Annotated in this window: 24 protein-coding genes; 7 read left to right on the top strand and 17 right to left on the bottom strand. The window is 68.0% G+C overall.

Annotated elements, in window-relative coordinates; all coding sequences use genetic code 11:
- Positions 1–65 precede the first annotated feature (65 nt).
- Complete coding sequence (locus tag VGP60_RS08940; RefSeq protein WP_327547429.1) at positions 66–455, top strand: hypothetical protein; 390 nt, start codon at positions 66–68, stop codon at positions 453–455.
- A 34-nt stretch (positions 456–489) separates the two neighbouring features.
- Here the strand turns inward: VGP60_RS08940 and VGP60_RS08935 are convergent, their stop codons facing one another.
- The gene (locus VGP60_RS08935; RefSeq protein ID WP_327547428.1) at positions 490–1,029 is read right to left on the bottom strand and encodes an SRPBCC family protein; all 540 of its coding nucleotides are present in this window, start codon (positions 1,027–1,029) and stop codon (positions 490–492) included.
- Between the two features lie 210 nt (positions 1,030–1,239).
- Here VGP60_RS08935 and VGP60_RS08930 point away from each other — a divergent pair, with 210 nt between their 5' ends.
- Positions 1,240–2,199: a hypothetical protein gene (locus VGP60_RS08930; protein ID WP_327547427.1), complete on the top strand. Its 960-nt coding sequence runs from the start codon at positions 1,240–1,242 to the stop codon at positions 2,197–2,199.
- Between the two features lie 236 nt (positions 2,200–2,435).
- Positions 2,436–3,344 (top strand): helix-turn-helix transcriptional regulator, encoded by a 909-nt coding sequence (locus VGP60_RS08925; protein ID WP_327547426.1) that lies wholly within the window; start codon positions 2,436–2,438, stop codon positions 3,342–3,344.
- 55 nt (positions 3,345–3,399) lie between these two features.
- Here VGP60_RS08925 and VGP60_RS08920 read toward each other — a convergent pair whose 3' ends face one another.
- Entirely contained in the window at positions 3,400–4,254 is an 855-nt protein-coding gene (locus VGP60_RS08920; protein ID WP_327547425.1) for an SAM-dependent methyltransferase, read from the bottom strand.
- 115 nt (positions 4,255–4,369) lie between these two features.
- Positions 4,370–5,596 carry an amidohydrolase family protein gene (locus tag VGP60_RS08915; RefSeq protein WP_327547424.1) on the bottom strand — a complete coding sequence of 409 codons (1,227 nt, stop codon included), beginning with the start codon at positions 5,594–5,596 and terminating at the stop codon, positions 4,370–4,372.
- A 118-nt stretch (positions 5,597–5,714) separates the two neighbouring features.
- Between VGP60_RS08915 and VGP60_RS08910 the strand changes: the two genes are divergently transcribed.
- Entirely contained in the window at positions 5,715–6,191 is a 477-nt protein-coding gene (locus VGP60_RS08910; RefSeq protein WP_327547423.1) for a MarR family winged helix-turn-helix transcriptional regulator, read from the top strand.
- 39 nt (positions 6,192–6,230) lie between these two features.
- Here VGP60_RS08910 and VGP60_RS08905 read toward each other — a convergent pair whose 3' ends face one another.
- From VGP60_RS08905 to VGP60_RS08870, 8 genes are all read right to left on the bottom strand, one after another.
- Complete coding sequence (locus VGP60_RS08905; RefSeq protein WP_327547422.1) at positions 6,231–6,410, bottom strand: hypothetical protein; 180 nt, start codon at positions 6,408–6,410, stop codon at positions 6,231–6,233.
- Positions 6,411–6,511: 101 nt separating this feature from the next.
- Positions 6,512–7,417 carry a carbohydrate ABC transporter permease gene (locus VGP60_RS08900; RefSeq protein ID WP_327547421.1) on the bottom strand — a complete coding sequence of 302 codons (906 nt, stop codon included), beginning with the start codon at positions 7,415–7,417 and terminating at the stop codon, positions 6,512–6,514.
- On the bottom strand, positions 7,414–8,343 hold the full coding sequence (locus VGP60_RS08895) for a sugar ABC transporter permease (protein WP_327547420.1): 930 nt from the start codon (positions 8,341–8,343) through the stop codon (positions 7,414–7,416). Before VGP60_RS08895 ends, VGP60_RS08900 begins: the two co-directional genes overlap by 4 nt.
- Positions 8,340–9,689 (bottom strand): ABC transporter substrate-binding protein, encoded by a 1,350-nt coding sequence (locus VGP60_RS08890; RefSeq protein WP_327547419.1) that lies wholly within the window; start codon positions 9,687–9,689, stop codon positions 8,340–8,342. Before VGP60_RS08890 ends, VGP60_RS08895 begins: the two co-directional genes overlap by 4 nt.
- Before the next feature lie 35 nt (positions 9,690–9,724).
- A complete protein-coding gene (locus tag VGP60_RS08885) occupies positions 9,725–10,822 on the bottom strand; it encodes an enolase C-terminal domain-like protein (protein ID WP_327547418.1) in 1,098 nt (365 codons plus the stop codon).
- On the bottom strand, positions 10,823–13,015 hold the full coding sequence (locus tag VGP60_RS08880) for a discoidin domain-containing protein (RefSeq protein WP_414640313.1): 2,193 nt from the start codon (positions 13,013–13,015) through the stop codon (positions 10,823–10,825).
- A gap of 20 nt (positions 13,016–13,035) precedes the next feature.
- Positions 13,036–13,965 carry a hypothetical protein gene (locus VGP60_RS08875; protein WP_327547417.1) on the bottom strand — a complete coding sequence of 310 codons (930 nt, stop codon included), beginning with the start codon at positions 13,963–13,965 and terminating at the stop codon, positions 13,036–13,038.
- A 37-nt stretch (positions 13,966–14,002) separates the two neighbouring features.
- Positions 14,003–14,809 carry a FadR/GntR family transcriptional regulator gene (locus VGP60_RS08870; protein ID WP_327547416.1) on the bottom strand — a complete coding sequence of 269 codons (807 nt, stop codon included), beginning with the start codon at positions 14,807–14,809 and terminating at the stop codon, positions 14,003–14,005.
- Between the two features lie 394 nt (positions 14,810–15,203).
- Here VGP60_RS08870 and VGP60_RS08865 point away from each other — a divergent pair, with 394 nt between their 5' ends.
- From VGP60_RS08865 to VGP60_RS08855, 3 genes are all read left to right on the top strand, one after another.
- Positions 15,204–15,878 (top strand): helix-turn-helix domain-containing protein, encoded by a 675-nt coding sequence (locus VGP60_RS08865; protein ID WP_327547415.1) that lies wholly within the window; start codon positions 15,204–15,206, stop codon positions 15,876–15,878.
- A gap of 2 nt (positions 15,879–15,880) precedes the next feature.
- The gene (locus VGP60_RS08860) at positions 15,881–16,543 is read left to right on the top strand and encodes an enoyl-CoA hydratase/isomerase family protein (RefSeq protein WP_327547414.1); all 663 of its coding nucleotides are present in this window, start codon (positions 15,881–15,883) and stop codon (positions 16,541–16,543) included.
- 180 nt (positions 16,544–16,723) lie between these two features.
- Positions 16,724–17,857: a sugar phosphate isomerase/epimerase gene (locus VGP60_RS08855; protein WP_327547413.1), complete on the top strand. Its 1,134-nt coding sequence runs from the start codon at positions 16,724–16,726 to the stop codon at positions 17,855–17,857.
- Positions 17,858–18,005: 148 nt separating this feature from the next.
- Here VGP60_RS08855 and VGP60_RS08850 read toward each other — a convergent pair whose 3' ends face one another.
- The 6 genes from VGP60_RS08850 to VGP60_RS08825 all read right to left on the bottom strand — a co-directional run bounded on the left by VGP60_RS08850 (position 18,006) and on the right by VGP60_RS08825 (position 24,582).
- Complete coding sequence (locus VGP60_RS08850) at positions 18,006–18,785, bottom strand: sugar phosphate isomerase/epimerase family protein (RefSeq protein WP_327547412.1); 780 nt, start codon at positions 18,783–18,785, stop codon at positions 18,006–18,008.
- Positions 18,786–18,794: 9 nt separating this feature from the next.
- A complete protein-coding gene (locus VGP60_RS08845) occupies positions 18,795–19,733 on the bottom strand; it encodes a glycoside hydrolase family 6 protein (RefSeq protein WP_327547411.1) in 939 nt (312 codons plus the stop codon).
- 151 nt (positions 19,734–19,884) lie between these two features.
- On the bottom strand, positions 19,885–21,753 hold the full coding sequence (locus VGP60_RS08840; protein WP_327547410.1) for a DUF2264 domain-containing protein: 1,869 nt from the start codon (positions 21,751–21,753) through the stop codon (positions 19,885–19,887).
- Positions 21,750–22,760 (bottom strand): hydroxyacid dehydrogenase, encoded by a 1,011-nt coding sequence (locus VGP60_RS08835; RefSeq protein ID WP_327547409.1) that lies wholly within the window; start codon positions 22,758–22,760, stop codon positions 21,750–21,752. Before VGP60_RS08835 ends, VGP60_RS08840 begins: the two co-directional genes overlap by 4 nt.
- A complete protein-coding gene (locus VGP60_RS08830; RefSeq protein ID WP_327547408.1) occupies positions 22,757–23,617 on the bottom strand; it encodes a carbohydrate ABC transporter permease in 861 nt (286 codons plus the stop codon). Before VGP60_RS08830 ends, VGP60_RS08835 begins: the two co-directional genes overlap by 4 nt.
- Positions 23,614–24,582, bottom strand: a complete 969-nt coding sequence (locus VGP60_RS08825; RefSeq protein ID WP_327547407.1) for a sugar ABC transporter permease — start codon at positions 24,580–24,582, stop codon at positions 23,614–23,616. Before VGP60_RS08825 ends, VGP60_RS08830 begins: the two co-directional genes overlap by 4 nt.
- Between the last annotated feature and the right edge of the window lie 22 nt (positions 24,583–24,604).

The raw sequence follows: 24,604 nt of genomic DNA, 5'->3' as shown, positions 1-24,604 counted from the left end.
CCTGATGAAGTCGGTGGGCATGACCCCATGGCGGCTTCTACAGCCAGTTCGAGTCGAAGGACGCGTTGCTCGCCGAAGCCGACGCGCACGCCTTCGCCAACCTTCTCGACCAGCTTGACGGGTTCGACAAGGCGGCGGATGAGCACAGTGCCGCCCAGCGCGCGTTGATCGAGTACTACCTGTCGCCGGAGCACCGGGACGATCCCGGCGAAGGATGCCCCACCGCCGGGTTCGCCGGAGACTTCGCGCGCGAAGAGACCGGGCCGGAGACTCATCGGGCCTACGAAGACGGCGTACCGGACTTCGCCGGCTGGTTGTCCGCAGAGGACGGCGACGGCCTGTCGCGACCGCGGGATCCCCGCTCTCGGAGAAGATCCTGGACACCGCACGCGCCGGCGTCCTCGACACCACGGACTGACCCGAGCCCGAATACGAGGCAGGCAGGCAAAAACTGATCCCGAACCTGTCGCTGTCCGCCCCGGCCCCGCGCTACACCGCTTGAGAGGTCGTCCGCTGGAACCACCGGCTCCCCGGGGTTTCGGCGAGCCAGCGGGCAAGGGCGACAAGGGTCGACTCGACGCTGTCCGCCATGTAGTCGCGCAGGGCCGTGAGGTCGGCACGGGTGCTGCCCAGGACGGGGTCGAACCGCAGCAATTTCCAAGCCTGGGTGACGACGGTTCCGCGTCCGTGAGCGCGCAGGGTCCACTGCCAGTGCACGATGCCGCCCTCCGCACCGCCGACGACGAAACCGAAGCCACGTCCCGGCTCGGCCTCGACCACCTGGGAACGCGTGGTCCACTCCTTGTCCGCCTTGCTGTTGCGGCCGCTGAACCACGCACCGGCACGAGGTCCCGCCCCGTCGTCGTAGGCGACCTCGCTGGCGTTGGGGCTCCAGCGGCCGACCGTCGAGACGTCGCTGACGAGGTCGTAGACCGTCTCGGGCGCGGCGTCGACCCACACCCGCCGGGTGAAGGCGAACTCGGCCGGGTCGAGCAGGTCGATGGTGTCGTGTTCGCTGCTGGTCGTCATCGTGTTCTCCGGGATCTTGGTGCGCGCGCGGGGCAATCGACGCGGTGGCCGGGGAAGGCCACACTTCGACTTTCCCCGGCGCCCGGCCGCGCAGCCACACCCGCTGATACCTGACCACAGCAGGGTCAGGCTAAGCCAGGTCCGGTTCCGCATACTCGGAAGCAGGAACGGGGAATTCCCGTTGTGTCCCAAGGAAAAGGAACCAGGTTCGTGAAACTGCACAAAGGAATCGTGACCGCCGCGGCGTTGCTGGCGGCAGCCGCGATCATCAGTCCCGCGACCGCGGAGGCCACCACGGCTTCAGGGGTGTCCGCGCCTCGGATCGCCGTGCACTTCGACCTCGCCGCGGGCCAGCAACCCGAGAACATCGACCTGGCGCCCAACGGCACCGCCGAAGTCACCTTCGCCAACGCGAGGCAGGTCGCCGAAGTCACCCCCGGTGGCAGGATCCGCGTCCTGGCGACACTGCCCGCCCCCGCGGACGGTGGCGTCAACACCCCCGCGCTGCACTTCCCGCTGACCACCGGCATCGTGCGTGATCACGATGGGACGCTGTACTTCCTGTACGCCACCGGGACCGCGGACCTCACCGGCGTGTGGCGGTTGCGCCCGGGCGGCACACCGCGGCGGATCGCGGCGCTGCCCGCGGACGGGCTGCCCAACGGGATGGCGCTGGAGCCGCACACCCGCACCCTCTACATCGCGGACTCCGCCCTCGGCAAGATCTGGCAGGTGCCCACCACCGGCGGCACGCCGAAGACGTGGTCCGCCGCCCCCGAACTGGCCGTCAACGGCTTCCTCGGCGCGAACGGCTTGAAGATCCACAACGGCGCGGTGTGGGCCACGAACCTCGACCAGGGCACCGTTCTCCGCATTCCCTTCGGCCACCAGGGCGAAGCCGGAAAGGTCGAAACCAAGGCGACCGGTCTCGCCGGCATCGACGACTTCGCCTTCGCCGGCCGTGGTGACACCATCCTCGCGGCCCTCGACCCGTCCAGCACCGTCGCGCTGATCCGGCCGGACGGCACGCACTCCACCGTCCTCAGCGCCGCCGACGGCCTGCGGAACCCGACCTCCATCGCGGTCCGGGGCAACACCGTCTACGTCCTCAGCGCCGCCTACCTGACCGCCGAGGATCCCAACCTGCTCCTGGCCCACCTGGATCGTTGATCCGCAAGACACGCCTAGGTCGTGTCTGGTGAATCTGTTCGATGGGCTTCGTGATCCAGGTGGTTCCTGACGGTGCGGGGGATTTACCCTCGTACCGGGTCGTACTCGGGTGAATCCCCCGTGCCGTCAGGGGCCGCCTGGGCGCGGAGACCGCGAACTTGATTTGCCAGACACGGCCTAAGCCTGACCCAGCCAGGGTCAGGCTGAAGCGCGCGGGGCCGCGCATACTCGTCCTCATGAACGGACAGGAGCGGCTCGGCGACTTCCTCCAGGCACGCCGGGCGCAACTGCGTCCCGACGACGCCGGGCTGGCGACCTACGGGGACCGGCGGCGGGTACCGGGGCTGCGGCGAGAGGAACTGGCGCTGCTCGCCGGCGTCAGCGCGCCCTATTACACGCGGCTGGAACAAGGCCAGTCCCACAAGGCGTCACCGGAGGTACTGGACGCGATCGCCGGGGCGCTGCGGCTCGACGACGCCGAGCGTGCCCATCTGCACGCCTTGGCGAACACCACGAAAAGCCGCCGTCCGGTCCGCCCGCCCGCCGAGCGGGTCACCGCGGCGACCCGCGAGTTGCTGGCCGCCCTCGGCGACGCACCGGCCGTCGTGCTGGGCCGCCGCTCCGAGGTCCTGGCGTGGAACCACGCGGGGCACGCCCTGTTCGCGGGTCACCTCGACCCGGCGGGGCCCGAGCACCCCGGCCGGCGCCCCAGCATGGCCCGGCTGGTGTTCCTCGACTCCCACACCCGTGAGCTCTACGCCGACTGGCGCGCCAAGGCGAAGGCCGTGGTGGGCAACCTGCGCCTGACCGTCGGCCGGTATCCCGACGACCCGCTGCTGACCACTCTGATCGGCGAACTGTCCATGCACAGTCCCGAATTCGCCGCGCTGTGGGCGGATCATCGCGTGCAGGCCTGCGACGTCGCCGACTACGAAATGCGCCACCCCTTGGTGGGTTCGCTCACCGTGACCCAGCAAACCCTCCACCTGGCCCGTGAGCAGGGACAGCTGATCGTGATCGCCACGGCGAAGCCCGGCTCGGCCTCCCAGCTCGCGCTGACGCTGCTCGCCCAGGCCACCGCGCCGGGCAACGAAGAAACAACCTCCGTATCTGACACCCGGCGAGACCCCTCTTTCCGCCTGTAGTCACCAGACGAAACGACGAACATCTCGGTGGCGGTGTCGGCCGTCCGGCGAGCACCTACAGTTTCTTGCCCACCCAGCCACCGACGCACTGGGCGGCCATGCTGAGTTCGGAGATGCGGGGGCCGTCCGGCCACCACTCGTCACAGACCGACAGGCCACCGGTCTTCGTCTGCTGGTTCGGCGGCAGGAAATCGAGCCCCGGTCCCATCGCCTCGATCTCGGCACGGGTACGGAACCGTCCGGCCCCCATCGACCCGTTCACGAGGACGTCTTCGATCCGCTTCGCCACCGGGGTGAGCTCCGGGGTCTCGGGGTCCAGGAAATGGGACAGAACAACGTAAGAACCCGGTGCCAGCGCGTCGATGTACTGCCTCATGAGGTCAGGGGCGTCCCCCTCGAGGTGGTGCATCGTCGCGACCTGCAGCAGCACGACCGGCTCGGAGAAGTCGATGTGGCGCTGTACCTCGGGGTTCTCCAGCACCGCGGCGGCGGAGAAGATGTCCGCCTCGACCATCTGCACCAGGTAGTTGTCCTCGAGCAGCGCCCGCCCGTGGGCGAGGACCACCGGATCGTTGTCCACGTAGACGACACGGGCTTCGGGGTTCGCCCGCTGCACGACTTCGTGGGTGTTCTCGGCTGTCGGCAGCCCGGAGCCGCAGTCGAGGTACTGGGTGATGCCGGTCTGGCTCGACAGCAGGCGGCACGCCCGGTTGAGGAAACGGCGGTTGCCTTTGGCGATGTCGATCGCCTCCGGCACCGCTGCCGAAACCTTGTCCATAACGGCCCGGTCGACCGCGTAGTTCGTCTTGCCACCCAAGAAACCGTCGTAAATCCGCGCGATGCTCGGCCTGGTCGCGTCGACCCCGACCGGAATCTGGCTCGGCGACGTGGCGGACGATCCACTGGACATAGCACCCTCGCAGACGTGTTCGGGAAACGACCCACCCAGAGTAGTGGCCCGCGTTCGTCACGTGAACACGGCCACTGCGACTGCGCTCGTCGGCCGCGTTTCAGCGCCCTTTCCCTTACCCGGCAAGGGTGCTGCGGGTACCGCGGCGCCAGACCTCGCGCAGGTTGAGGGTGTCGGAGATCGTGGTCGTGGGGTCGCCGTCCACCAGCAGGAGGTCGGCTCGCAGGCCTTCGGCGATGCGTCCGCGGTCGTCCAGTCCGAAACGGCGTGCCGGGGTGAGGGTCGCCGCGCGCAGCGCCTGGACCGGGGTGAGGCCGGCGCGCACCAGGTACTGCAGTTCCTGGTGGACACTCGCGCCGTGGGCCACGCCGCCGAAGGACGGCAGCGCGATGGACGCGTCGGTGCCGACGAGGAGGTCGACCCCAGCGTCGTGCAGTGCCTTGACCGAGGCGAGCACGTCCTCGAGTTTTCCCTGGGGATAACGGTTGTAGCTGCTGTGCAGGGTTTCCGTCCACGCGGCGTCCAGGCGCGAGCCGACCCGCAGGTCCTCGGCGAGGGCCGAGCCGGTGATCCCCATCATGGACGCGTTCAGCACGACACACGGGACGACGAACATGCCCGACGCGGCGACGAGGCCGATGATCTCGTCGGTGTGCGGCCGGTCCATGAACAGGTGCGCAAGACCGTCGACGCCGGCCTCGATCGCCATCTCGGTCGCCTCGATGGTCAGCGCGTGGGCGATGGTCAGCATCCCGTGGCGGTGTGCTTCAGCGACGCCGGCGCTCAGGGTCGCCTGGTCGAGCATGGGCAGACCGGGATGGCCTTCGACGCTGCCGTCGTCGACCATGAACTTGATGTAGTCCGAGCCCGTCGCCACGAGTTGCGGAATGAACCCGACGGCCTCGGCGGGCGTGGTGGAGAACGGCATCAGCGGCATGGCACGCGTGTCGGCCCCGGCGGGACCGCCGGGGTTGAACCCCTTCGGCATGAGTTCGCTGGGATGCCCACCGGGCGGGGTGACCCCGAACCCCGCCGAGCGGACGTCGGCGACGGCGTCGTTCTCGGTGAGGTGCGCGCGCTTGTCCCTGGTGTTCGTGCCCTGCATCTCGAGCTCGGTGGTGACGCCGAACCGCAGCGCCACGGCGAGCGCCTCCTCCGCGGTGTGGACGTGGGCGTCGATCAGGCCGGGCAGCAGCGTCGCTCCCCTGGCGTCGACGACGTCCGCGCCGGCGGGCGGCTCTCCTCCGACCGCGACGATCCGCGTGCCGTCGATGACGACGGTGCTCTCCCCCAGTACCCGCTCGCCGTCGAACACCCGGGCGTTGGTGATGGCTGTGCTCATGACTCTCCCTGCTTCGTGGCCGCTTGGGCCGCTACAACGAGCACGCTACTGCAAAACACAACTCCGTGCACATTTACACATATCTGCCGGACGCACATGTATGCGATACGCTGCCGGAGTGACGAGCTCCCCTCGGGAACAGGAACTGCTGGGCGGCGTCGGCGCGGCTTTCGCCCGGCTGCGGCGGCGCACCATGCAGGTGCCGGTCGACCCGCCGAGCGGGCGCAAGGACCTCAAGCGCAACCTGGTGCTCAACGTCGTCGACGAGGCGGACGCGGCGGGCCGGGAGATGACCGTCGGCGGGCTCGCCGACCAGCTCATGGTCGACTCGTCAGCGGCCAGCCGCATGGTGACCGACTGCATTTCCCACGGCTACCTGGTCCGCGCGGCCTCGCAGCGGGACGGGAGGCGGACCGTGCTGCGACTGACCGAAGACGGCGTCGCCCTGCTCGAGCACTTCCGCCACCAGCAGCGCCAGGCGTTCGAACACATCACCCGCGAGTGGCCCGCGGCCGAGCGCCTCGAATTCGCGCGCCTGCTGATCAAGTACGCCGACACCACCGCCCACCTACCCCCCGCACCCCCCGCAGACTGACACCACCGCGACACACACCTACACAGACGTGCAACACGCCTACCGCAACGGGAAACACTCCTCCCGGCCGTGTTTCCCGCCCACGTAGCCGTGTTCCCCGGTTGTGTAGCTGAGTTTCCCGTTCGTGTAGGCGTGTTCCCCGGTTGCGGAGTCGACACCGTCGAGCACCTCGTCGGCGGTGGAAGCGAAGCCGAACCCGGTCTGGAGCAGTTCCGACATTTCCGAATTCCCTTCGAACCCGAGACTCTCTGTCGGAACCGATCCTGCGCGCCCTGCCAGTCCCGGCCGACACTGGTATCGACAGGGACAGGCTGAGCGGGTCACTCCTTTGTGGACCCCGCGAGCATGCCGGAAACCAAGGCCTTCTGCGAGAACAGGAACAGGACCAGCACAGGCAGGATGGCGACGATGATCGCCAGCGCCAGCTCCGGGCTGGTGATGTTCAGCCCCGCGCCCGCCACCGGGTTGAACGACGGCGTGGACGACAGCAACTGGTTCAGGCCGACCTGGATCGGGAACTGGTCCGAGTTCGGCAGCACCAGATACGGCAGGAAGAAGTTGTTCCAGTTCCCCACGAAACTGAAGAACGCCACGAGCCCGGCGACCGGTTTCGCCAGTGGCAAAGCGATCCTGGTGAACAGCTGCCATTCCGAACAGCCGTCGATCCGCGCCGCGGACAGGATGTCGCGCGGCAGGCTGGTGGCGAAATAGATGTACACCAGGTACACCCCGAACGGGTAGAACGAGAACGGCAGGATGACCGACCAGGCCGTGCCGATCAGCCCGAACTTGTTCAGCTCCAGGAAGATCGGCAGGACCAGGGTCGCCGACGGCATGATCATCACCAGCAGGGTGATCACGAGCAGCGTTTTGCGACCGCGGAACTTGGTCAACGCCAACGCGTACCCCGCAGGAAGCGAAGTAGCGAGCGTGAGCACGAGAGACCCAGCCGAGTAGACCGCGGAATTGCGCAGCCACACCAGAAGCGCGCCGTCCTGGAAGCCGATCAGGTGCTGCCAGGCCGCGCCGAGGTTCGCCAGTGAACCGAACGACAGCGGACCGTCGTTCACCAGTTCGTTGGCCGTCTTGGTCGGCGCCAGCAGCAACCAGACGACCGGCAGCACGAAGAAGACGAGCAACGCCACGAACAACACGACGATGACGAGGTTCGACGCCAGGTGCGACTCACGGCGGCGGACCGCCGGTGCCGTGGAAAGGTCCGTCATGATTCGTCCACCTTGAACAGATCGGAGCGGGTCACCAGCAGCCCGGCGCACAGCAGCCCGAGCGCGAGCAGGAAGATCGAGATCGCGGCCGCGCCGTTGAAGTCGCCGTGCTGGAAGGCGTAGACGTACGCCAGCTGGTTCGGTGACCATGTCGGGCTCACCCGGCCGAGGCTCGCCGTCTGGAGCAACTGCGGCTCGACGAAGAGCTGCGTGCCGGCGGCGAAGGCGAGGATGGTCATGTACGCGATCCACTTGCGGATCATCGGGATCTGGATGTACCACGCCGATTTCCACGGCCCGGCACCGTCCATCCTGGCCGCTTCGAGCACCTCGTCGGAGATGTTGTTGAGCGCGCCGTACATCACCACGATCCAGCCGCCCGCGCCGGTCCAGAACGCGATCAGCACGAAGATCACCGGCAGGTCACCCGGCGAGAGCACCGCCGCGAAGCTGTCGAAACCCAGTGACCGCAACAACCACGACACCGGGCTGACCGACGGGTCGAGCATGAACAGCCACACCAGCACACTGGCGACCCCGGCGAGCGCGCCCGGCAGGTAGTACAGGAACCGGACGATCGCCGAGAGTCCCGGCCGGATGCGGCTGCGCAGCACCACCGCGACGACCACCGTCAGCACCACCAGCGAGACCAGCCACATCACCAGGTACACCAGGATGTTGAGGAACGCGGGCACGAACCGGTAGTCCTGCGCCACCTTGACGAACTGGTTGAGTCCGGCGAACTGGCCACGGTCGTTCGTCAGCGCCAGATAGAACGCGTACACCGTCGGGAAGACACCGAAGGCCAGCAACAGGATCGTGTAGCCCGCGACGAAGAAGTAGCCGGCCAGGCCGGTCCGCCGCCGCTTGACGGCGCGGCGGCGGACCGGGGTGACAGAAGGAGCCAACGTCTGGACCGCGGTCATTTCGCGGCAATCGTGTATCCGACGGACTTCGCCTCGTCGACGATCGCGGTCTGCCACAGGGGAAGCGTCTCGGTGAGCGTCTTGCCCGCGGTCAACGCCGGGAGCACGAGGTTCGACCAGGCGGTGGCGTCGCTGAAGCGCGTGTTGGACCAGCCTGTCCAGACCTGGTCGACGGCCTTCTGGAAGACGTCGGTGACATCGGTCGCGAAGTACTGCTTGTTCACCGGGTTCGCCAGCCACGCCTTCGCCGCCGGGACGTAGGTCGGCGCGTTCGCCTGGAACTCGTCGGACGTGGTGAGCCAGGTGGTCAGCTCCGTGGCCGCCTTCAGGTTCTTGCTGTGCGACGACACCATCCAGACCCCGCCGCCCACGTTGCCGGTGACCGGAGTCGTCTCGCCCGCCCAAGTCAGCGGACCCGCCGCGGAGACCTGCCCGGCTGGCACAGCGAAGGCCTTGTTGAACAGGTACTGCCCGTACCATGACGGCCCGTTGGCCATCAGCACCTTGGCGCCGTTGTCCTTCGCAAAGCCCTGGCTGAAGAAACCCGTAGTGCTGACCGTTTTGTTGGCGATCAGCTTGTCGAGCAGGGTCGCCATGCGGGTGCAGTTCTTGTCGGCCAGGTCGACCTTCAGCGTGTCCGGTCTGGTCAGGTTGAAGGCCGGGCACTGGCTGGACCAGAAGTACGACTCCTGCGAGTTCGTGTCGCCGATCGAGCCGACCAGGTAACCGGGGTGTTCAGTGGCGACCCGCTCCCCCAGCGCCTGGTACTGCTCCCAGGTGGTCGGGACCTGGTAGCCGAACTGGTCCATCAGCGCCTTGTTGTACCAGAGCACGACCTGCGCGATGTCGTTGCGCAGGCAGTAGGTGTGCCCGTTCGCCTGGCACGGTTCGAGCGAGCCCTTCGCGAAACCGTCGAGGGTCTGCTTCGGCACGAGGTCCTGGTCCAGCGGCGCCGCGAACGCCGTGGCCGACGGACCTGTCGGGCGCGAAGCCCAGGTGACGTCGGTCGGGCTGCCGAACACGACGTCCGGCCAGCCGCTCCCGGTGCGGTCGAACAACTGCACCTTGGTCTGCAGATACGTCGAGCCGTTCGCGCTGCCGTCATAGGTGACGACGTTCAGTTTCGCCTGGGGGTGCGACTTCTGGTACTGCTCGACGGCCGGGAGCCGGGTCGAGTCAGCCCACACCGTGATCTCCGAGCCGTCGGCCTGCGCCGCGGGCTGGAAGGCGGCGGATTCACCGGCGGGACCGGCCGACTGCTCGGCGCTCGCGCAGCCGGCCAGCACGACAGCGGCGGACACCAGGGCGAACGCGGCACGCGTCGCGCGGAACTTCGTTGTTCTCATGGGATTGCCTTTCGGGGTCTACAAGTCAAGGGGGTTCAGGCGACCTGTTCGGCGAACTGCCGAAGCTCGGGGCCGTAGTCGAGGTCGGCGGGCAGGGCGATGCCCGGTCCCCGCGGGGCGTGCACCATCCCCGCGGCGTCGACGTGCCGCTCCCGCACCACCGTGCGGGAGGTCACGAGCGATTCGTAGTACGTGGTGTTCGAGATCGCCATGCAGAGGTGGTGGTTCGGGATGTCCGAGCCGTGCACCTCCGCGCGCAGCCGGTACGCGTCCGCCAGGTGGGCCGTCCGCATCGCGCCGGTGATCCCGCCGCGCAGCGTCGTGCCCGCGCGGACCCCGAAGGTCGCCGCGCCCGCCTTGATGAAGTCGGCGGAGTTCATGTGCACGCCGTCGGAGGTTTCGGCCACCAGCAACGGAATCCGCACCGAATCGGCGAGCAGCTGGTACGCGCTGATGCTGAACTCGCGCATCGGCTCCTCGTACCAGAGGTAGTCCGCCTCGCCGAGCGCACGGCCCAGCCGGATGGCGTCCGGCAGGTCGAACCCGGCCGAGCCGTCGTACATCAGCGGCACGTCCGGGCCGACGTGCTCACGCAGTGCCACACACAGCGCCGCGTCCCGGGCGGCGTCGCCCCAGGCATGCAGTTTGATGCCGTGGTAGCCGAGTTCCAGGCACTGGTCGGCGACGTCGAGGAACTCCTCGGTGGTGGCGAAGGTCGACGTCGAGGCGTAGGCCGGGATCTCCGTGCGGAACCCGCCGAGCACCTGCCACACCGGCTGGTTGCTCACGCGGCCTGCCAGGTCCCACAGCGCGATGTCGATCAGGCCGAGGGTGGGCAGCGGGAGCTCCTGGATCCGGTCGAGCTCCCACACCCGGTGCCACAACCATTCGCGCTGGAACGGGTCCTGCCCGATCAGTTCCTCGCGGAACACGCGCTCGACGATGTCCTCGAGCATCACCGCCGCGCCGGGACGGGCGAACAGCGCGACGCCTTCGGCACCGTCGTCGGTACCGATGCGCAGGACCGCGCCGTCACCGGCCGGGGCGCTGCCGCCCAGCCCGTGCCGCCAGCGGAACGGGGGATCCGCCGCCGGGACGTGGATCCGATGGACTTCGACATGGGTGATCTTCACTCAGAAACCGCCGTAGATCTGGATTTCGTAGATGCTGCCGCCGTTGAAGTTCGAGCCGGTGACGGTCAGCCGGACATAGCGCACCTGAACGGGCGCCGGGGAAAACGCGGAGTTGACCCGGTCCGTGGTGGCCACCGCGGTGTGGTCATCGAAGGCCGACCACGAAGTACCGTCCACAGAGGACTCGAGCCGGTACCTGTAGCCGCTGGTCAGCTCGAAAGTGGTGACAATGGACTTCACCGAGGTGACCGAGCCGAGGTCGACCTGGATCCACGAGGGATCGGGCAGGCCCAGTCCCTGCGCCCAGCGGGTGCCGAGATCGCCGTCCACGGCCAGCGACGGGAGGTTCGGCTCCGAATAGGACGACACCGTCACGGGCTTCTTGAGCGCGAGATCGTTGTCGGCCGGGGTGGTCAGCGTGAGCGAGATCGGCGCCGACGCGTTTCCGGCGGGATCTGTCGCGGTGACGGCGAAGGTGTACGCCGTGGCGGGAGTCAAGCCGGAGACGCGCAGTATCCGTTGGGCGGTCAGCGCGATCTCCTTCCCGTCCTGCGTGACCGTGTACCCCGCGATACCGCCGCTGTCCGTGGCAGCGGGCCAGCTCAGGTCGAGCGTGCCCGGCAGCAGGACGTTCGCCGACGGGCTTCCTGGGAGGACTGGTGCCTGGGTGTCCGGGCCGGTGGGCAGCGCGGAACCGTAGACCTGGAGCTCATAAACACTGCCACCGCTGAAGTTCGAGCCGGTGACGGTCAGCCGGACATAGCGCCCGGCGACCGGTTGTGCCAGCGACGAATAGTTCGCGGCAGCGTCGGTGTCCTTGGACCTGTGATCGTCGACGCTCACCCAGCGGTTCCGGTCGGCCGAGACCTCGAGCCGGTACTTGTACCCGTTCTGCTTCTCGAAGGTGGTGATGATGCCGCTGATGTTGTACTGCGCGCCGAGGTCGACCTGGATCCAGGACGGGTCGGGCAGGCCGATGCCCTGCGCCCACCGAGTCGAAAGGTCACCGTCGACGGCGAGTTCCGGCACGTTCGGTGTGGAGAACGACGACACGGTGACCGGCTTCTTCAGCGCCAGATCGGTCCCCGCGGGCATCGTCACGGCGAGTGCCTTACCAGCCCGCGATTCGTTGCCCGCCGCGTCCCGGGCGGTCACGGTGAAGGAGTACTTCTGGCCCGTGGTCAGCCCCGCGATCCGCACCTGCGGGTTCTTCGACGCGCTGACCAGCTTGCCGTCACGGAAGATCGAGTAACCGGTGACGCCGGTGTCGTCCTGCGACGCGGGCCAGCTCAGCTCGGCGACGGTCGGGAACGCCGTCACCGCGGAAGCCTTGCCCGGCACCGAAGGCGCGGTGCGGTCGGTGGAGGACTGGTCGGGATCCAAGTGGCGGTAGGCGGGTTCGAGACCGGCGTTGTCCACAATGGACGCGGGCAGCTGCTCGCAGCCGTCGACGGTGGTGTTGTTCGCGACCGTGGTGTTGAGTGTGTTGCCCTGGGTCGTGTACTTCGGCTGGGTGGTGAAGTTGTTCTGCGCGTCGACGTCCATCCCGCGGTTCATCAGGAGCCACTGGTAGGCCACGTCACAGAAGGCGTTGCCGGTCGTGCGGAAGTACCGGCTGGCCTCGTCGTGGTAGATCGCGCCGTAGGCCGGGGTCGGGACGCCCGAGATGTAGTTGCCCGACACCACGCTGCCCGGGTTGGCGCTCAGCGTGTAGACGGCGCCGCCGTCGGCCTGCTTCTTCATGATGTCGTAGACGCGGTTGTCGGTGACGACGTTGTTCTTGGCGATCGTCGGCACGTTCCAGACCGGCACGCCGTTGTTGCCGGGGACGCTCGTGTCGCCGCCCTGGTCGAGCATGCCCCAGCCCCAGCCGAGCGAAATACCGCTGTAGGGCAGGTCGTAGACCTTGTTGTGGCTGATGACGGTGTGCTCGGTGTAGCCCGCGAAGATGCCGAGCGAGCCGCCGTACTGGTCGGCCACGTTCGTCACGACGTTGTTGGTGACCGAGTTGTCCTTGGTGATCGACCGCGCGTCGGCCGGGTGCGCGTCGACGACGTCGGTCCCGCCGACCTGGATACCGGTGGCGGCGAACTGCTTGAACACGTTGCCCGAGATCGTGGTGCCCTGCGTACCGGTGTCGAGGTTCAGCCCGACCGCGCCGAGGTGGGTGAAAGTGTTGCCGGTGAAGGAGATCCCGCGGCCCTGATTGACGTTCAGAAGGTGATCCCGCCGAAGCCGACGTTGCTCACCGGGTGGCCGACATCCCCGTTGACGTCGACCAGGTTCTGCACGCGCGGCACGGTGACCGTCGCGGTGGCGAGGTTCTGGCCGGGCTTGGGCTGGTAGTAGAGGTCACCGGCGGACTTGTCGAGGTACCACTCGCCCGGGGTGTCCAGGAACTCGTAGGCGTTTTCCAGCCAGCTCGGGGTCTGGATCTCCTGACCCTCGTGCAGGTTCGCGTTGTGCCAGCACTGCTGCTGCATGGTCATCGCGTTCGCGGTGATGGCCTGGACCGGGCAGCGGAACTGCATCCAGCCCCACCGGCTGTCGACCTCGATCGCGGACTGGTTCTTCACGTTCCGCAGGCTGGTGTCGGTGATGGAGTACCCGGTCGCGGTCTTCGAAAAGCCGGGAGGATTGTCACCGGTGCGAGCGCGGGTTTCCAGCTCGCCATTGACGTACAACTGGCGGGTGTCGATGGCGCCGACATGGGCCTTGTAGATGCCGCGCGCCGGATCCGACACCGACCAGCCGGTGACCTGACTGCCTCCGCTGATCACCGGCTGGGCGCCGGGGGCGGCGCGGTAGGTGATCCAGTGCCCGTTGACGCCCGAATCGGCGCCGGTCAGGGTGAAGGTATCGGTGATCGAGTAGGTACCGTCCGCCAGCACGACGTCGATGTCGCCCGTTGCCTGCTGCGAGATCGTCCGGACGTAGTCCCTGGCGCGGGCGAGCGTTTTGAACGGCGCGGCTTTCGTGCCCGCGTTGGCGTCCTGGCCGGTCGGCGAGACGTAGACGCTGACGGAGGATTGCTTCGCGGACGCGGTGCCGGCGGGCACCAGCGCGGTGACGGCGAGCGTGAGCCCGGCGGCCACGGTGAACGTTTTTCGGGCACCACGAAGAAACGTGGGTGATTTCGGCATTGAAATCCCAATCGAGGGTGGACCAAAAGGGACCGGGTCAGGCTTGTGCCTGCCGGAGGGGGTTCGGGGCGAGCACGGTTTCTTTGCTGGGGTGCGTGAACAACCGGTCGCGGATCTTGCGTTCGAACTGATGGCGGGTCGTGTCGACGTGCTCGACCATGAGCGTCGCGGCGGTTTCCGGATCGCCGGCCGCGATGGCCGCGGCGATGCCGAGGTGTTGTGCCCCGGCGACTTCGAGCGAGCCGGGGACGTCGCCGTGGAACAGCAGGACGTCGGACTGCGCGGCGAACCGGCGGATGTTCGCCACACTGACCTGGAGGAACAGGTTCTGCGCGGCGGCGCCGACGGCGTCGTGGAAAAGGGCGTCCGCGTCGGCGAATCCGGGGATGTCGGCCTCGCCGGCGGCGATGGCGGACCGCTCGGCGTGCTCGCGGAGCGAACGCACCTGGATCGGCGTGGCGAAGGTCGCGGCGCGCCGGGCGGTTTCCGCCTCGATCAGGCCGCGGTAGTCCAGCAGCATCACGACGTGGTTCATGTCGGTGGGCTGGAAATGGACGAGTTGCTCGTCGGCGGGACCCGCCGGGCCACCCGAAGCGGCGACGAAGATCCCCGCGCCCTTGCGGACGCTCAGCCTGCCGATGGCGGCGAGGACCTTGACCGCTTCCCTGGTCACATTGCGGGTCGCGCCGAGGAGTTCGGCAAGGCCCTTTTCGGTGGGGAGCCGGTCGCCGGGCCGCAGGTCGTGCTCTGCCATGTAGGCCAGCAACTGCTCGGCGACCAGCTCGTAACCGGGGCGATAGCGCTCGCCGTCGCCGGGCTCCGCGCTGGGCGTATCTGCCGCCATGGGCCTCTCCTCGTACCGGATAGATCAGTTCTATCGCGGATGAGTATGCATCGAGTGGTACCAATAACAGAAGAAGAGTTTGGTTCTGTTAGATCTTGACTGGTGGACAACGGACAATCTGGTAGAAATCGAGCACTGCGGTGAAGGATTAACCAGATCTATTTACCGGCCTACGCCAGCGAGGTGGTCATAGGTCGGAGGTATGGGCAGGCCTGGCGTCCAGGGCTCGGCTGGGTGGGTGGCTCGTGAGTGGCTACGAGCGTTAGAACACTTGTTGCCACTCACGACCCCACCCACCCAGACCGGGCCGTAGACGACGCCGCGAGCAAGTAGCCGAGGCAGCGGCTCACTTCGGCGCGATGGTTTTGGAGCAGCTGTTCTGTTACCTTGGAGTATGCCTCGCCCCCGCGTCCACGACCTGGACCGTCTGCTCGACACCGCGGAGCGGCTTGTCGCGCAAGCAGGCACCGAAGGCGTCACCGTGCGGACACTGGCCGCGGCGGCGAACGTGCCCAACGGCACGATCTACCACGCCTTCGACTCGATCGGCGCGCTGCTCGGGCGGGTGTGGCTGAGGATGGCGAGCGACTTCCTGGTCCTCCAGACAGCCTTGATCGACCAGGCGCTCGACGGCCGCGAAAACGATCCCGACGCGGCTGTCGACGCGGTAGTCGCGGCGGCCGACGCGCCGGCGGTGTTCGCCGAACGGCGTCCGGCCGCGGCGAAGATGATGCTCACGGTCAACAAGGACAGGCTCCTCGGCCCCCACTTGCCGACAGAGCTCGCCGACACGTTGATCACCCTCGACAAGCAGCTGGTGGCCCAACTGGTCCGGCTGACCCGCCTGATGTGGGACAGGCGGGATGAGGCGGCCGTGGAAGTGCTCACCACCTGCGTGGTCGACCTGCCGACAGCGCTGTTCAAACGAGCCGTCAGCGCCCCGTCGACCGAGGGCGTGTCACCCATCAGCACCGACAGCCGGGAACGGCTCGCCGCCGCCGTCCGCGCCGTGCTCACCATTCCCCCACCGCCCCGAATCCACCGGCCGAAACCGACCACAAAGGACTGACCGTGCCCACCTTGCAGCATCAGGAACCCTTGTACGTACTGGATCTCGGCGACGACGAGAACCGGTTCTCGTCGGAGTGGCTCAAAACCGTCCACTCCATGCTCGACACCGTCGAAGCCGACCCGAACCCGGCCGCGCTGGTCACCACGGGCACCGGGAAGTTCTACTCGAACGGTCTCGATCTCGAATGGCTGATGAGCCACGGCGACCAGGCCGAGCAGTACGTCGGCGAAGTGCACGGGTTGCTCCGCCGCATCCTCACCTTCGGCGTGCCGACCGTCGCCGCGCTCAACGGCCACGCGTTCGGCGCCGGAGCCATGCTGGCCATGGCCCACGACTACCGCGTGATGCGGGCCGACCGCGGCTACTTCTGCTTCCCCGAGGCCGATCTCAACATCCCGTTCACCCCGGGGATGGCCGCGCTCATCCAGAGCAAGATCACCCCGGCCGCCGCCATCGCGTCGATGACCACCGGGCGGCGCTTCGGCGGGACCGCGGCCCTCGAAATCGGCCTGGTCGACGAAACCGCCGGCGAAACCGAGCTCGTCAAGTGTGCCGGTGAGCGGGTCAGTTCGTTGGCGGGCAAGGATCGCGGCACCATCGGCGCGATCAAGGCGACGATGTTCGCCTCCGCGGTGACGGCACTCGGAGCAGCGGGAAAGTAAGTTTGGAAATGTCCATCCACGCGGTCGGTCAGGTTTTGTCAGGAGCGGACAAATTAGGTCCGGGCCCGGTGCGGTTCTGCGAAAGTGTTCATGTGTCCGTCACGAGCACCTAACACCTCTGTCCCCTTCTGTCCTGGCCATCCGCGGCGCGAAGCCGCGTTCAGAAAGGCGCGAACCCGCATGGAAGACAACCAGCCCAGACGCGGCCGCCGCGATTCCGGAGAGTCATCCCCGGCTCGCTTCTCCCGGCGTGACGTGTTCGCGGCCTCGGCCGGGGCCGCCGCCGTACTCGGCGCGGCCGGATTGCCGGTACTGGCCACCGCCACGCCGGCGTTGGCGAGCGAAGACGGCCACGGCCACGGCCTGCGCGCCGAACCGCTGGTCCCGGCAGGCAACCGCGGGATCATCCTGTACAGCGTCCGTGACCGCACCACCGCGGCCCCGGACACCAGCGGCGTCCCCTACGGTTTCGAGCGCGTGCTCGCCCGGCTGGCCGAGATCGGCTACAAGGAGATCGAGTTCGCCGGGTACACGCAGAGCACCGAGATCCTGGGCCGCCAGATCACGCCCAAGGAGATCCGCAAGATCCTCGACGACAACGGGCTGATCGCCAACGGCACGCACACCCAGATCGACCCGGCGTCCTTCGAGCACGAGATGGACATCGCCCAGGAGCTGGGCATGAAGAACATCGGCACCGGTGGCGATCCGTCGAACAGCGCCTACCGCGCCGACTGGGACGCCGCCGCCGACACCTGGAACGAGCTGGGCCGCCGCGCGAAGGCACGTGGCCTGCGGCTGTACACCCACAACCACGACAGCGCCTACGACTTCCTGCTCGACGCCGGCCCGCTGGACGCCAACGGCAAGCCCACCCGCTCGACCGGGACGCGCCGCCTGGAGTACTTCTTCGACAAGGCCGACCCGCGCTACGTGTTCTTCGAGATGGACATCTTCTGGGCGTACGTGGCGCGCTACAAGCACCAGACCTACACCGACCGGTTCGGCAACGAGAAGACCTCGCTGTTCGACCCGATCCTGACCGTGGCGCCGCGGACCACCCGGTTCCCGCTGTTCCACGCCAAGGACGGTGACAAGAACCCGGCGGTGTCGGACGGGTACAACATGGTCCCGCTCGGGGACGGTGACCTCAACTTCCAGCAGTTCTTCCAGACCATCGGCGAACCGGCGTTCCACCACGCCAACTGGGAGCACGACGGCGCGTCCGGCGGCTCGGCGATTCCGGCGCAGTCGCTGAACTTCGCCGCGACGAGCTACACCAACATGTCGGAGCTGACCATCTACCGCCGCTGACCCCCCTCCAGCGCTATGAACGGTCCCTTCCTCCCGTTTTTCGAGAGGAAGGGACCGTTCATAGCGCTGAGCACCTCCACGAGATGTCGACATCTCGTGATCTCTTAGGAACTGAGAGATCGCCATCTGTCGACAGATGGCAGTTGCGTCAGCGGGGTTGGGTGAGCCAGGTGGCGGCGGCGCGTAGCGGGGTGTCGACCGAGCCGATGGTGGGGTACCAGGCTTTTTCCCATTCCAGCGAGACCCAGCCGGACCACGGGGTGAGCAGCTCGTGGCATTCGGCGAGGGGGACGGAGCCCTCCCCCGGCGCGAGCGGGGTCAGGTCTTGGGGGCTCGCGACGTCTTTGAGCTGGAAGTAGCCCAGGTAGTCGCCGAGCACCTTCCGCGTCCGCGCGGGGTCTTCGCCGTGCCGCCACGGGTGCAGCGCGTCCCACAGCACGGCGACCAGTCCCGGTTCGGCGAACGGCTCGACGAGACGCACCGCGGCTTCACCCGTCGGATGGGAGTCGTGGGTCTCGACGAGCAGGCGCACCCCGCTGTCGCGGAGCGCGTCCAGCACGGCGCCGATGCGTTCGCGCGCGACGACATCGGGCGTCGTGCCGTCACCACCAGGAAACACCCGGATCGACGGCGCGCCGAGGCGGTGGGCCAGATCGATGAGTGCCCGCAGTTCGGCGATCACCGGCTCGTCCGGGCCGGGCGCGCAGACCTTCGCGTACCCGGCCACGCAAGCGATCTGCAAGCCCGCATCGGCGATCTGCGCCCGCACGCGCACAGTGTCGCGTTCGGACAGTCCGATGTGGACTTCCTCATCCGGGTGGGCCCGGATTTCCAAGCCGTCGCAACCGTGTCCGGCAGCGGTCTTGATGGCTTCCGGCACCGGCACCCCGGGCATGCCCAGCGTGCTGACCGCGAACTGCCAGGTCATCGAGTCTCCTCAGGTTCCGTCGATCAGGCGGACGGCGATGTTGGGACTGAACTGCCCGGCCGGGACAGTGGGGGCGATCCCGCACAGCCCGTCCGAATTACCGGGCGTCTTGACCCACAACAACATTTCCGCACCACCGCCGACCTGCGCGGGCACGCCGAGTTTGCGCCCGGCCGGGTTGCACCACTCGCCGCTCGACCCCTTGCCGTTGCGGCTGGTGTCCACCACGAACTTGGCCGCGTAGCCCAGTGAGGCGTTCACCGAACCGGCGTAGCTCACCGACGCGCTGGTCGTGTAGTAGTTCGACACGTTGACCGAGAACCCGCGGACATTCCGCACACCAGCGGAATTCAGCCGGCTCGCCATGGTCGCCGGCGCAACCCAGCCGGCGTTTCCGCCGTCGAGGTAGGCGAAGGTGTTGGGCGCCTTCTGCTGGAACATCTGGGTGGCGTAGGTGAGCATGCCCAGCCGGTCCTGGATCGCCGTGTCGCTCATGCAGTTGAAGTCGCCCAGCGCGTCCGGTTCGATGACGACCACGGCGGGCTTGGTGCCGATACCCGCGGCGAAACTCGAGATCCACGTCCGGTAGGCGCCGACACTGCCCGCGCCGCCGCCCGAATGTCCCCCGCAGGCGTCCCGGCCGGGGAGGTTGTAGGCGGCGAGCACCGGGAGTTTGTCGTTGCCGTCCGCGGCGCCGGTGTAGGCCGCGACAGAGCCGCCGATGTCGCTTTCGTTCCCGAACCAGCGGGCGATCGGCTTCGAACCGATGCCCGACTGGACGCGCGCGGCTCTGGCGTCGCCGGGGTTGTTCCTGGCCCAGACCGCGGGCGAGGAGTTGGGGTTGACGTAGAAACCGCTGGTCAGGTCCAGCGGGCTGGTCGCGGCCGCGGGTACGGCCGTCACCAGCAGCAACAACAGGACGGCCGCGAGACGGATGGTCCACTTCATTGTGGAGCTCCTTTCTTAGCGTTTCAACGGGAATCGGCGAAGGCGGCGACCCAGATCGGCGCACAGCCGTCCCGGGTCCACTCGCGACGGACTGTTTCCACTGCTCCACCCAGGCGCCTTCACGGTGTCGACAGTCTCATGAGGAAACCCTTCACGAAGTCTGATGCTCGACGGCGAGCGGGGTGAAAGTGACGCGGGTGAGCGAATCGTCGGCCCACCGGAACTCGAGAGAGTCCGCGGTCACTGTCACCTGAATGATCACGGTGGCCAAGGAAACCGGTTCCTCGGTAAGTGCGGCCAGAGCCGCGAAGAGACCGGTGGCCTCGGCGGTGAGTCGGGGAATGCGCGCCCAGGGAACGAAAGCGGTGCCTTGCGGAGCGCGTAGCTCGTCGGCGTCCGTCCAGCCGTGCAAGGGATGGAGAGCCGACACCAAAGGTTCGTCGGGGCCGACAGCCCAGCCGGTCTGCTCGACACGGGCGCCGTCGGGCGCGCCCACCACGCGGTGCACGCGCAGTTCGTAACGGCCTCGCGCCACGGTGACGCTCTCCACCCGCAGCCCCGGTACCATCGGCGGCCCGCTCGCGAACGCCGGGCGATGCCAGGACGCGGCCCAGCCCCAGCCGTCACCGTGACCGGCGCCCAGCGGGCGGATCCGGCGGCGGACACTGCGCTCCCCCGCGACCACCACCCCGAAATGGTTGTCCGCCGGATTGGTTTCCGATGTCGGTCCGGTGCGGGTCGAGTACGCCCAGCGGCCGTAGTGCGGGTCGGCGTCCGCGGCCGACTCGGCCTCGTGCGGGCGCACGTGGTCGCTGCCGTGGTTGTGCAGGCGGACGATCCCGTCGGCCTGGGTGGTCTGCACCAGCAGGCCCGGGGCGGGCAGCGCGAGTACGCGGTCCGGGCCTTCGCTCGGCATCGGCTCCTCTCGCGCGGTCCACAGTGGATGTTCCGGCGGCGCGAGCAGGCAGACGAACGCTTTCGAGGCCCAGTAAGGCGAACCAGGACCGGAATAGAACTGCAGGGTCTCCTCGTGCGGACCGTGCCAGCCCAAGCTGAGCAACCCGTCGGACCCGGTGGCACCGCGGTCGAGGAAATAGCGCAACGACCCGCTCAGCAGCCGCCGTGAAGCGCCCGGCGTCAGCGGGGTGTGGCCGGTCACCGCGCCCAGTGCCACCGCCGAGGCCGCGGCGAACCGGTACGTCAGCGACCGTCCGAAGTGGATCGGGGCGCCGTCCGCACCGAAGAGCAGTGCGAAACTTTCCAGGTGTTCCCGCATCCGAGCGCTGTACGGAGTGGACGGTGATCCCGCCAGATGGGAGTCCAGCAAGGGATAGAGGTGCAACGCCCAGCCGTTGTAGTGGTCGAACGCGCGACCGTCACCGTCGGCGTACCAGCCCTGGCCGCGATACCACGTCTCCAGCAGTTCCAGCGCCCGTTCCCGCGCCCGGGACGTTTCCGCGTCACCACGACCCACCGATTCCAGGAAACCGGCCACGGTGAAGGGAAAGAGGTACCAGTTGTTGGGCGCGGGCACGTGCCGCAACGCGCCGCGCAGCCACTCCTCCGCCCGGTCCTGGACGTCGCCGTCCAGCTGGTCCCAAAGCCACCGCCGGGTCAGCCGCAGACCGAGTGCGACCGACGCCGACTCCACCATCGGCTGGCCCTGGACGTGGTAATCGGAGATCAGCGGCCAGGACTCCGAGTCGTCGCGGCCCGGGGTGCGGGTACCCGCGGCGATGCCCTCGGCGTACCGATCGAGCCACCCGTGCGGATCCTTGCCGCCGGCACCCGCGACCCGGAACCCGGCGGCGAGGAACGTACGGGCATACCCCTCCAGGCCGTCCGAGCGGACACCGTTGGCGGACGGGCGGCCGGGAAGATCGAGCAGGGCTCCGTTCGGAGTGGCCCATTGCCAGGCGGCGTCGAGCAATCCGTCGGCGGCGGCCTCCCAGTGTTCCCGGGTGTAGCCGGTGTACGGACTCAGGTCCCGGTCGTCCGCCGGTAATCCAAGAGAACTCATGCGAGGAACGCCAGCCTTTCGCGTCGGACCGGATGGGCGAAACCGACCCCGGCGGCCCACCGGCCGACCTCGGCGACAGCGCTGTCCGCGAGCCGTCGCAGCTCGTTGCCCTGCGACCCGGCGAGATGCGGGGTGATCAGCACGTCGTCGCAGTCCCACAGCGGATGTCCGGCCGGGAGAACCTCCGGATCGGTGACGTCGAGCACCGCGCGGACACGACCACCCGCCGCGGCCTCGGCAAGCGCGTCCTGATCGACCACCGCACCGCGGGCGGTGTTGATGAGCACCGCGCCGGGTGGCATCGAGTCGATCAACGCACCGCTGACCAGGCCGTGTGTCTCGGGCAGTAGCGGAGTGTGGACGCTGACGACGTCGCTGCGCGCGAACAGCTCACCGATCCCGACCGCCTCGACACCGAGTGCCGCGGCGTCCTCCGCGGCGAGGTAAGGATCATGGAGCAGCACGCGAAGATCGTAAGGGCGCAGGAGCTCGACCACCCGGCGGCCGATCATCGACGCCGACAGGAGGCCCACCGTGCGGCCGAAGTTGCCGACGTCCCGCGGGGAGACCAGCCAGTCGTCGCCACTCCGTGTGGCGCGGAACTCGCGGGCGCGTTCCAGCACGCGTTTTCCGGTCAGCAGGATCATCGCGACGGTGTACTCCGCGACCGGCAAGGCGTTCGCCGCCGCCGCTGAAGACACCTCGATGCCGCGGTCCCAGCACGCCTCGGTTACGTGACCGCGCACGGTCCCGGCGGCGTGGACGACCGCCCGCAGCCGGGGCGCGACGTCGAGCACGGCCGCGTCCAGCGGCGGGCAGCCCCAGCCGGTGACCAGGACCTCGACCTCGCGAAGGACAGCCCGAGCGCGTTCGGTGGTGAAGTCGTCGAGGATCGGGCCGGGAGCGAGATCGCAGACCTCGCGAAGGGCGGCGAGCACTCCGGGATCGAGCACCGCCGCGGCGGCCTCCGGCGACATGGCGAGCGCGGTCTTGGGACGGTGACTCATTTGACGGCTCCCGCGGTGAGCCCCGACCGCCAGAACCGTTGCAGCAGCACGAAGGCGATGATCAGTGGCAGGACGGCGAGCAGCGACCCCATGATCACGACCGGGTAGTACTCCGGCGAGACGGTGGCCGAACTGTTCCAGGTGTACAGCCCGAGGCTGACCGGATACAGCTTCTGGTCGGACAGCATCACCATAGGCAGGAAGAAGTTGTTCCAGATCGCGGTGAGCTGGAAAAGGAAGATCGTGACCAGGCCCGGTCCCATCATCCGCAGCGAGACCCGGACGTACGTCGTCAGCTCGCTCGCGCCGTCCATGCGCGCGGCCTCCAGCACCTCGTTGGGCACGTAGCCCTGACTGAAGATCCGTCCCAAGTAGACACCGAAGGGATTGAACAGCACCGGGATGAACACCGACCAGAACGTGTTGACCAGTCCGGTCCCCGACGCGATGAGGTACAGCGGCAACGCGAGCACCGTCTGGGGCACCATCACCGCGGCCAGCAGCAGACCGAACAGCTTTTCCTTGTGACGGAAGCGGTACTTGTCGAAGGCGTAACCGCAGCCGACGCTCACCACCGCGCTGATCGCGGCGCCCACGACGGCGTACAACAGGCTGTTGGCGTACCAGCGCCCGTAGATCCCACCGTCCATTCCGAACAGATCGCGCAGGTTCTGCCCGAACGAGAATTCGGTCAGCGAAAGGACTTCGCTACCGAACAGGGCGTCACGGTCCTTCGAAGCGGCGAGCACCAGCCACAGCACGGGCAACAAGGTGTAGAGCACCGCGACGGCGACCACGACGTTGACGGTGGTGCGGCCCAGCAGCCGCGGCCGCAGCGCGGCGGGGACGTCGGTCATCGGATCGCCTCTTCTCGGTTGCCGCCGCGGTTCGACCAGCGGGTGACGCCGTAGGACAGGGCGATCGTGCAAATCAGCAGGATCACCGACGCGGCCGCGGCCAGCCCGTAGTTGTTGCGGGTGAAGGCCGCGTCGTAGATGTACATGCTCGGCGAGAACCGTGAGCTGATCATCGGCGTGGACTGACTCAGCAGCATGGGCTCGGTGAACAACTGCAGCGCCCAGATCAGGGTGAACATCGCCACCATGACGATCGACGGGCGGACCAGCGGGGTCTTGATCCGCAGCGCGGTCCGGACCGGCCCGGCACCGTCGATGACCGCGGCCTCGAGGACTTGACGGGGCACGGCCTGCAACGCGGCGTAGAAGATCACCATGTTGTAGCCGAGGTTGCTCCACAGCGCGATGTTCACGATCGATGGCAGGACGGCGTGCACCCCGAGGAAGTCGACGGTGACGTCGGCCTTGCCGAGCAGTTCGACGACCGGGCTCAGGCCGGGGGTGTACAGGTACAGCCAGATGATCGCCGCGATGATCCCCGGCACCGCGTGCGGCAGGAACAGCACGAGCTGCGCCCAGGCCCGCAACCGCACGACCCCGGAATCGAGCAGGAGCGCCAAAACCAGCGCGCCGACCACCATCAGCGGGAGGTAGCTGAGGCAGTACAGGACGACCGTGCCGAGCCCGCCGAGGAAGGTCGGATCGCTCAGGACGGCGAGATAGCTGCGCAGGCCGACGAAAACCGAGCTCTCCGGCCCGAAGCCGAGGCCTGGCTGGTCGTCGCTGAAGAAGCTCAGCCAGACGACGGTCGCGACGGGGATCAGGAACACCGCCACGAACAGCACGAAGAACGGGCCCATCAGCATTCCGCACGCGAAACGTTCACTCCGGCGGTTCGTCACGCGCCCGGTGCGCGCGGGGGCCGCACGGGTGGTGCGGGGCGCGGGTGGCGCGGTCGTGGTCATCGCGTCTCGCCGTCTTTCTCGG

This window comes from Amycolatopsis sp., from assembly GCF_036008905.1.
GTDB lineage: Bacteria > Actinomycetota > Actinomycetes > Mycobacteriales > Pseudonocardiaceae > Amycolatopsis.
This window is presented reverse-complemented; position numbering and strand designations above follow the sequence as displayed.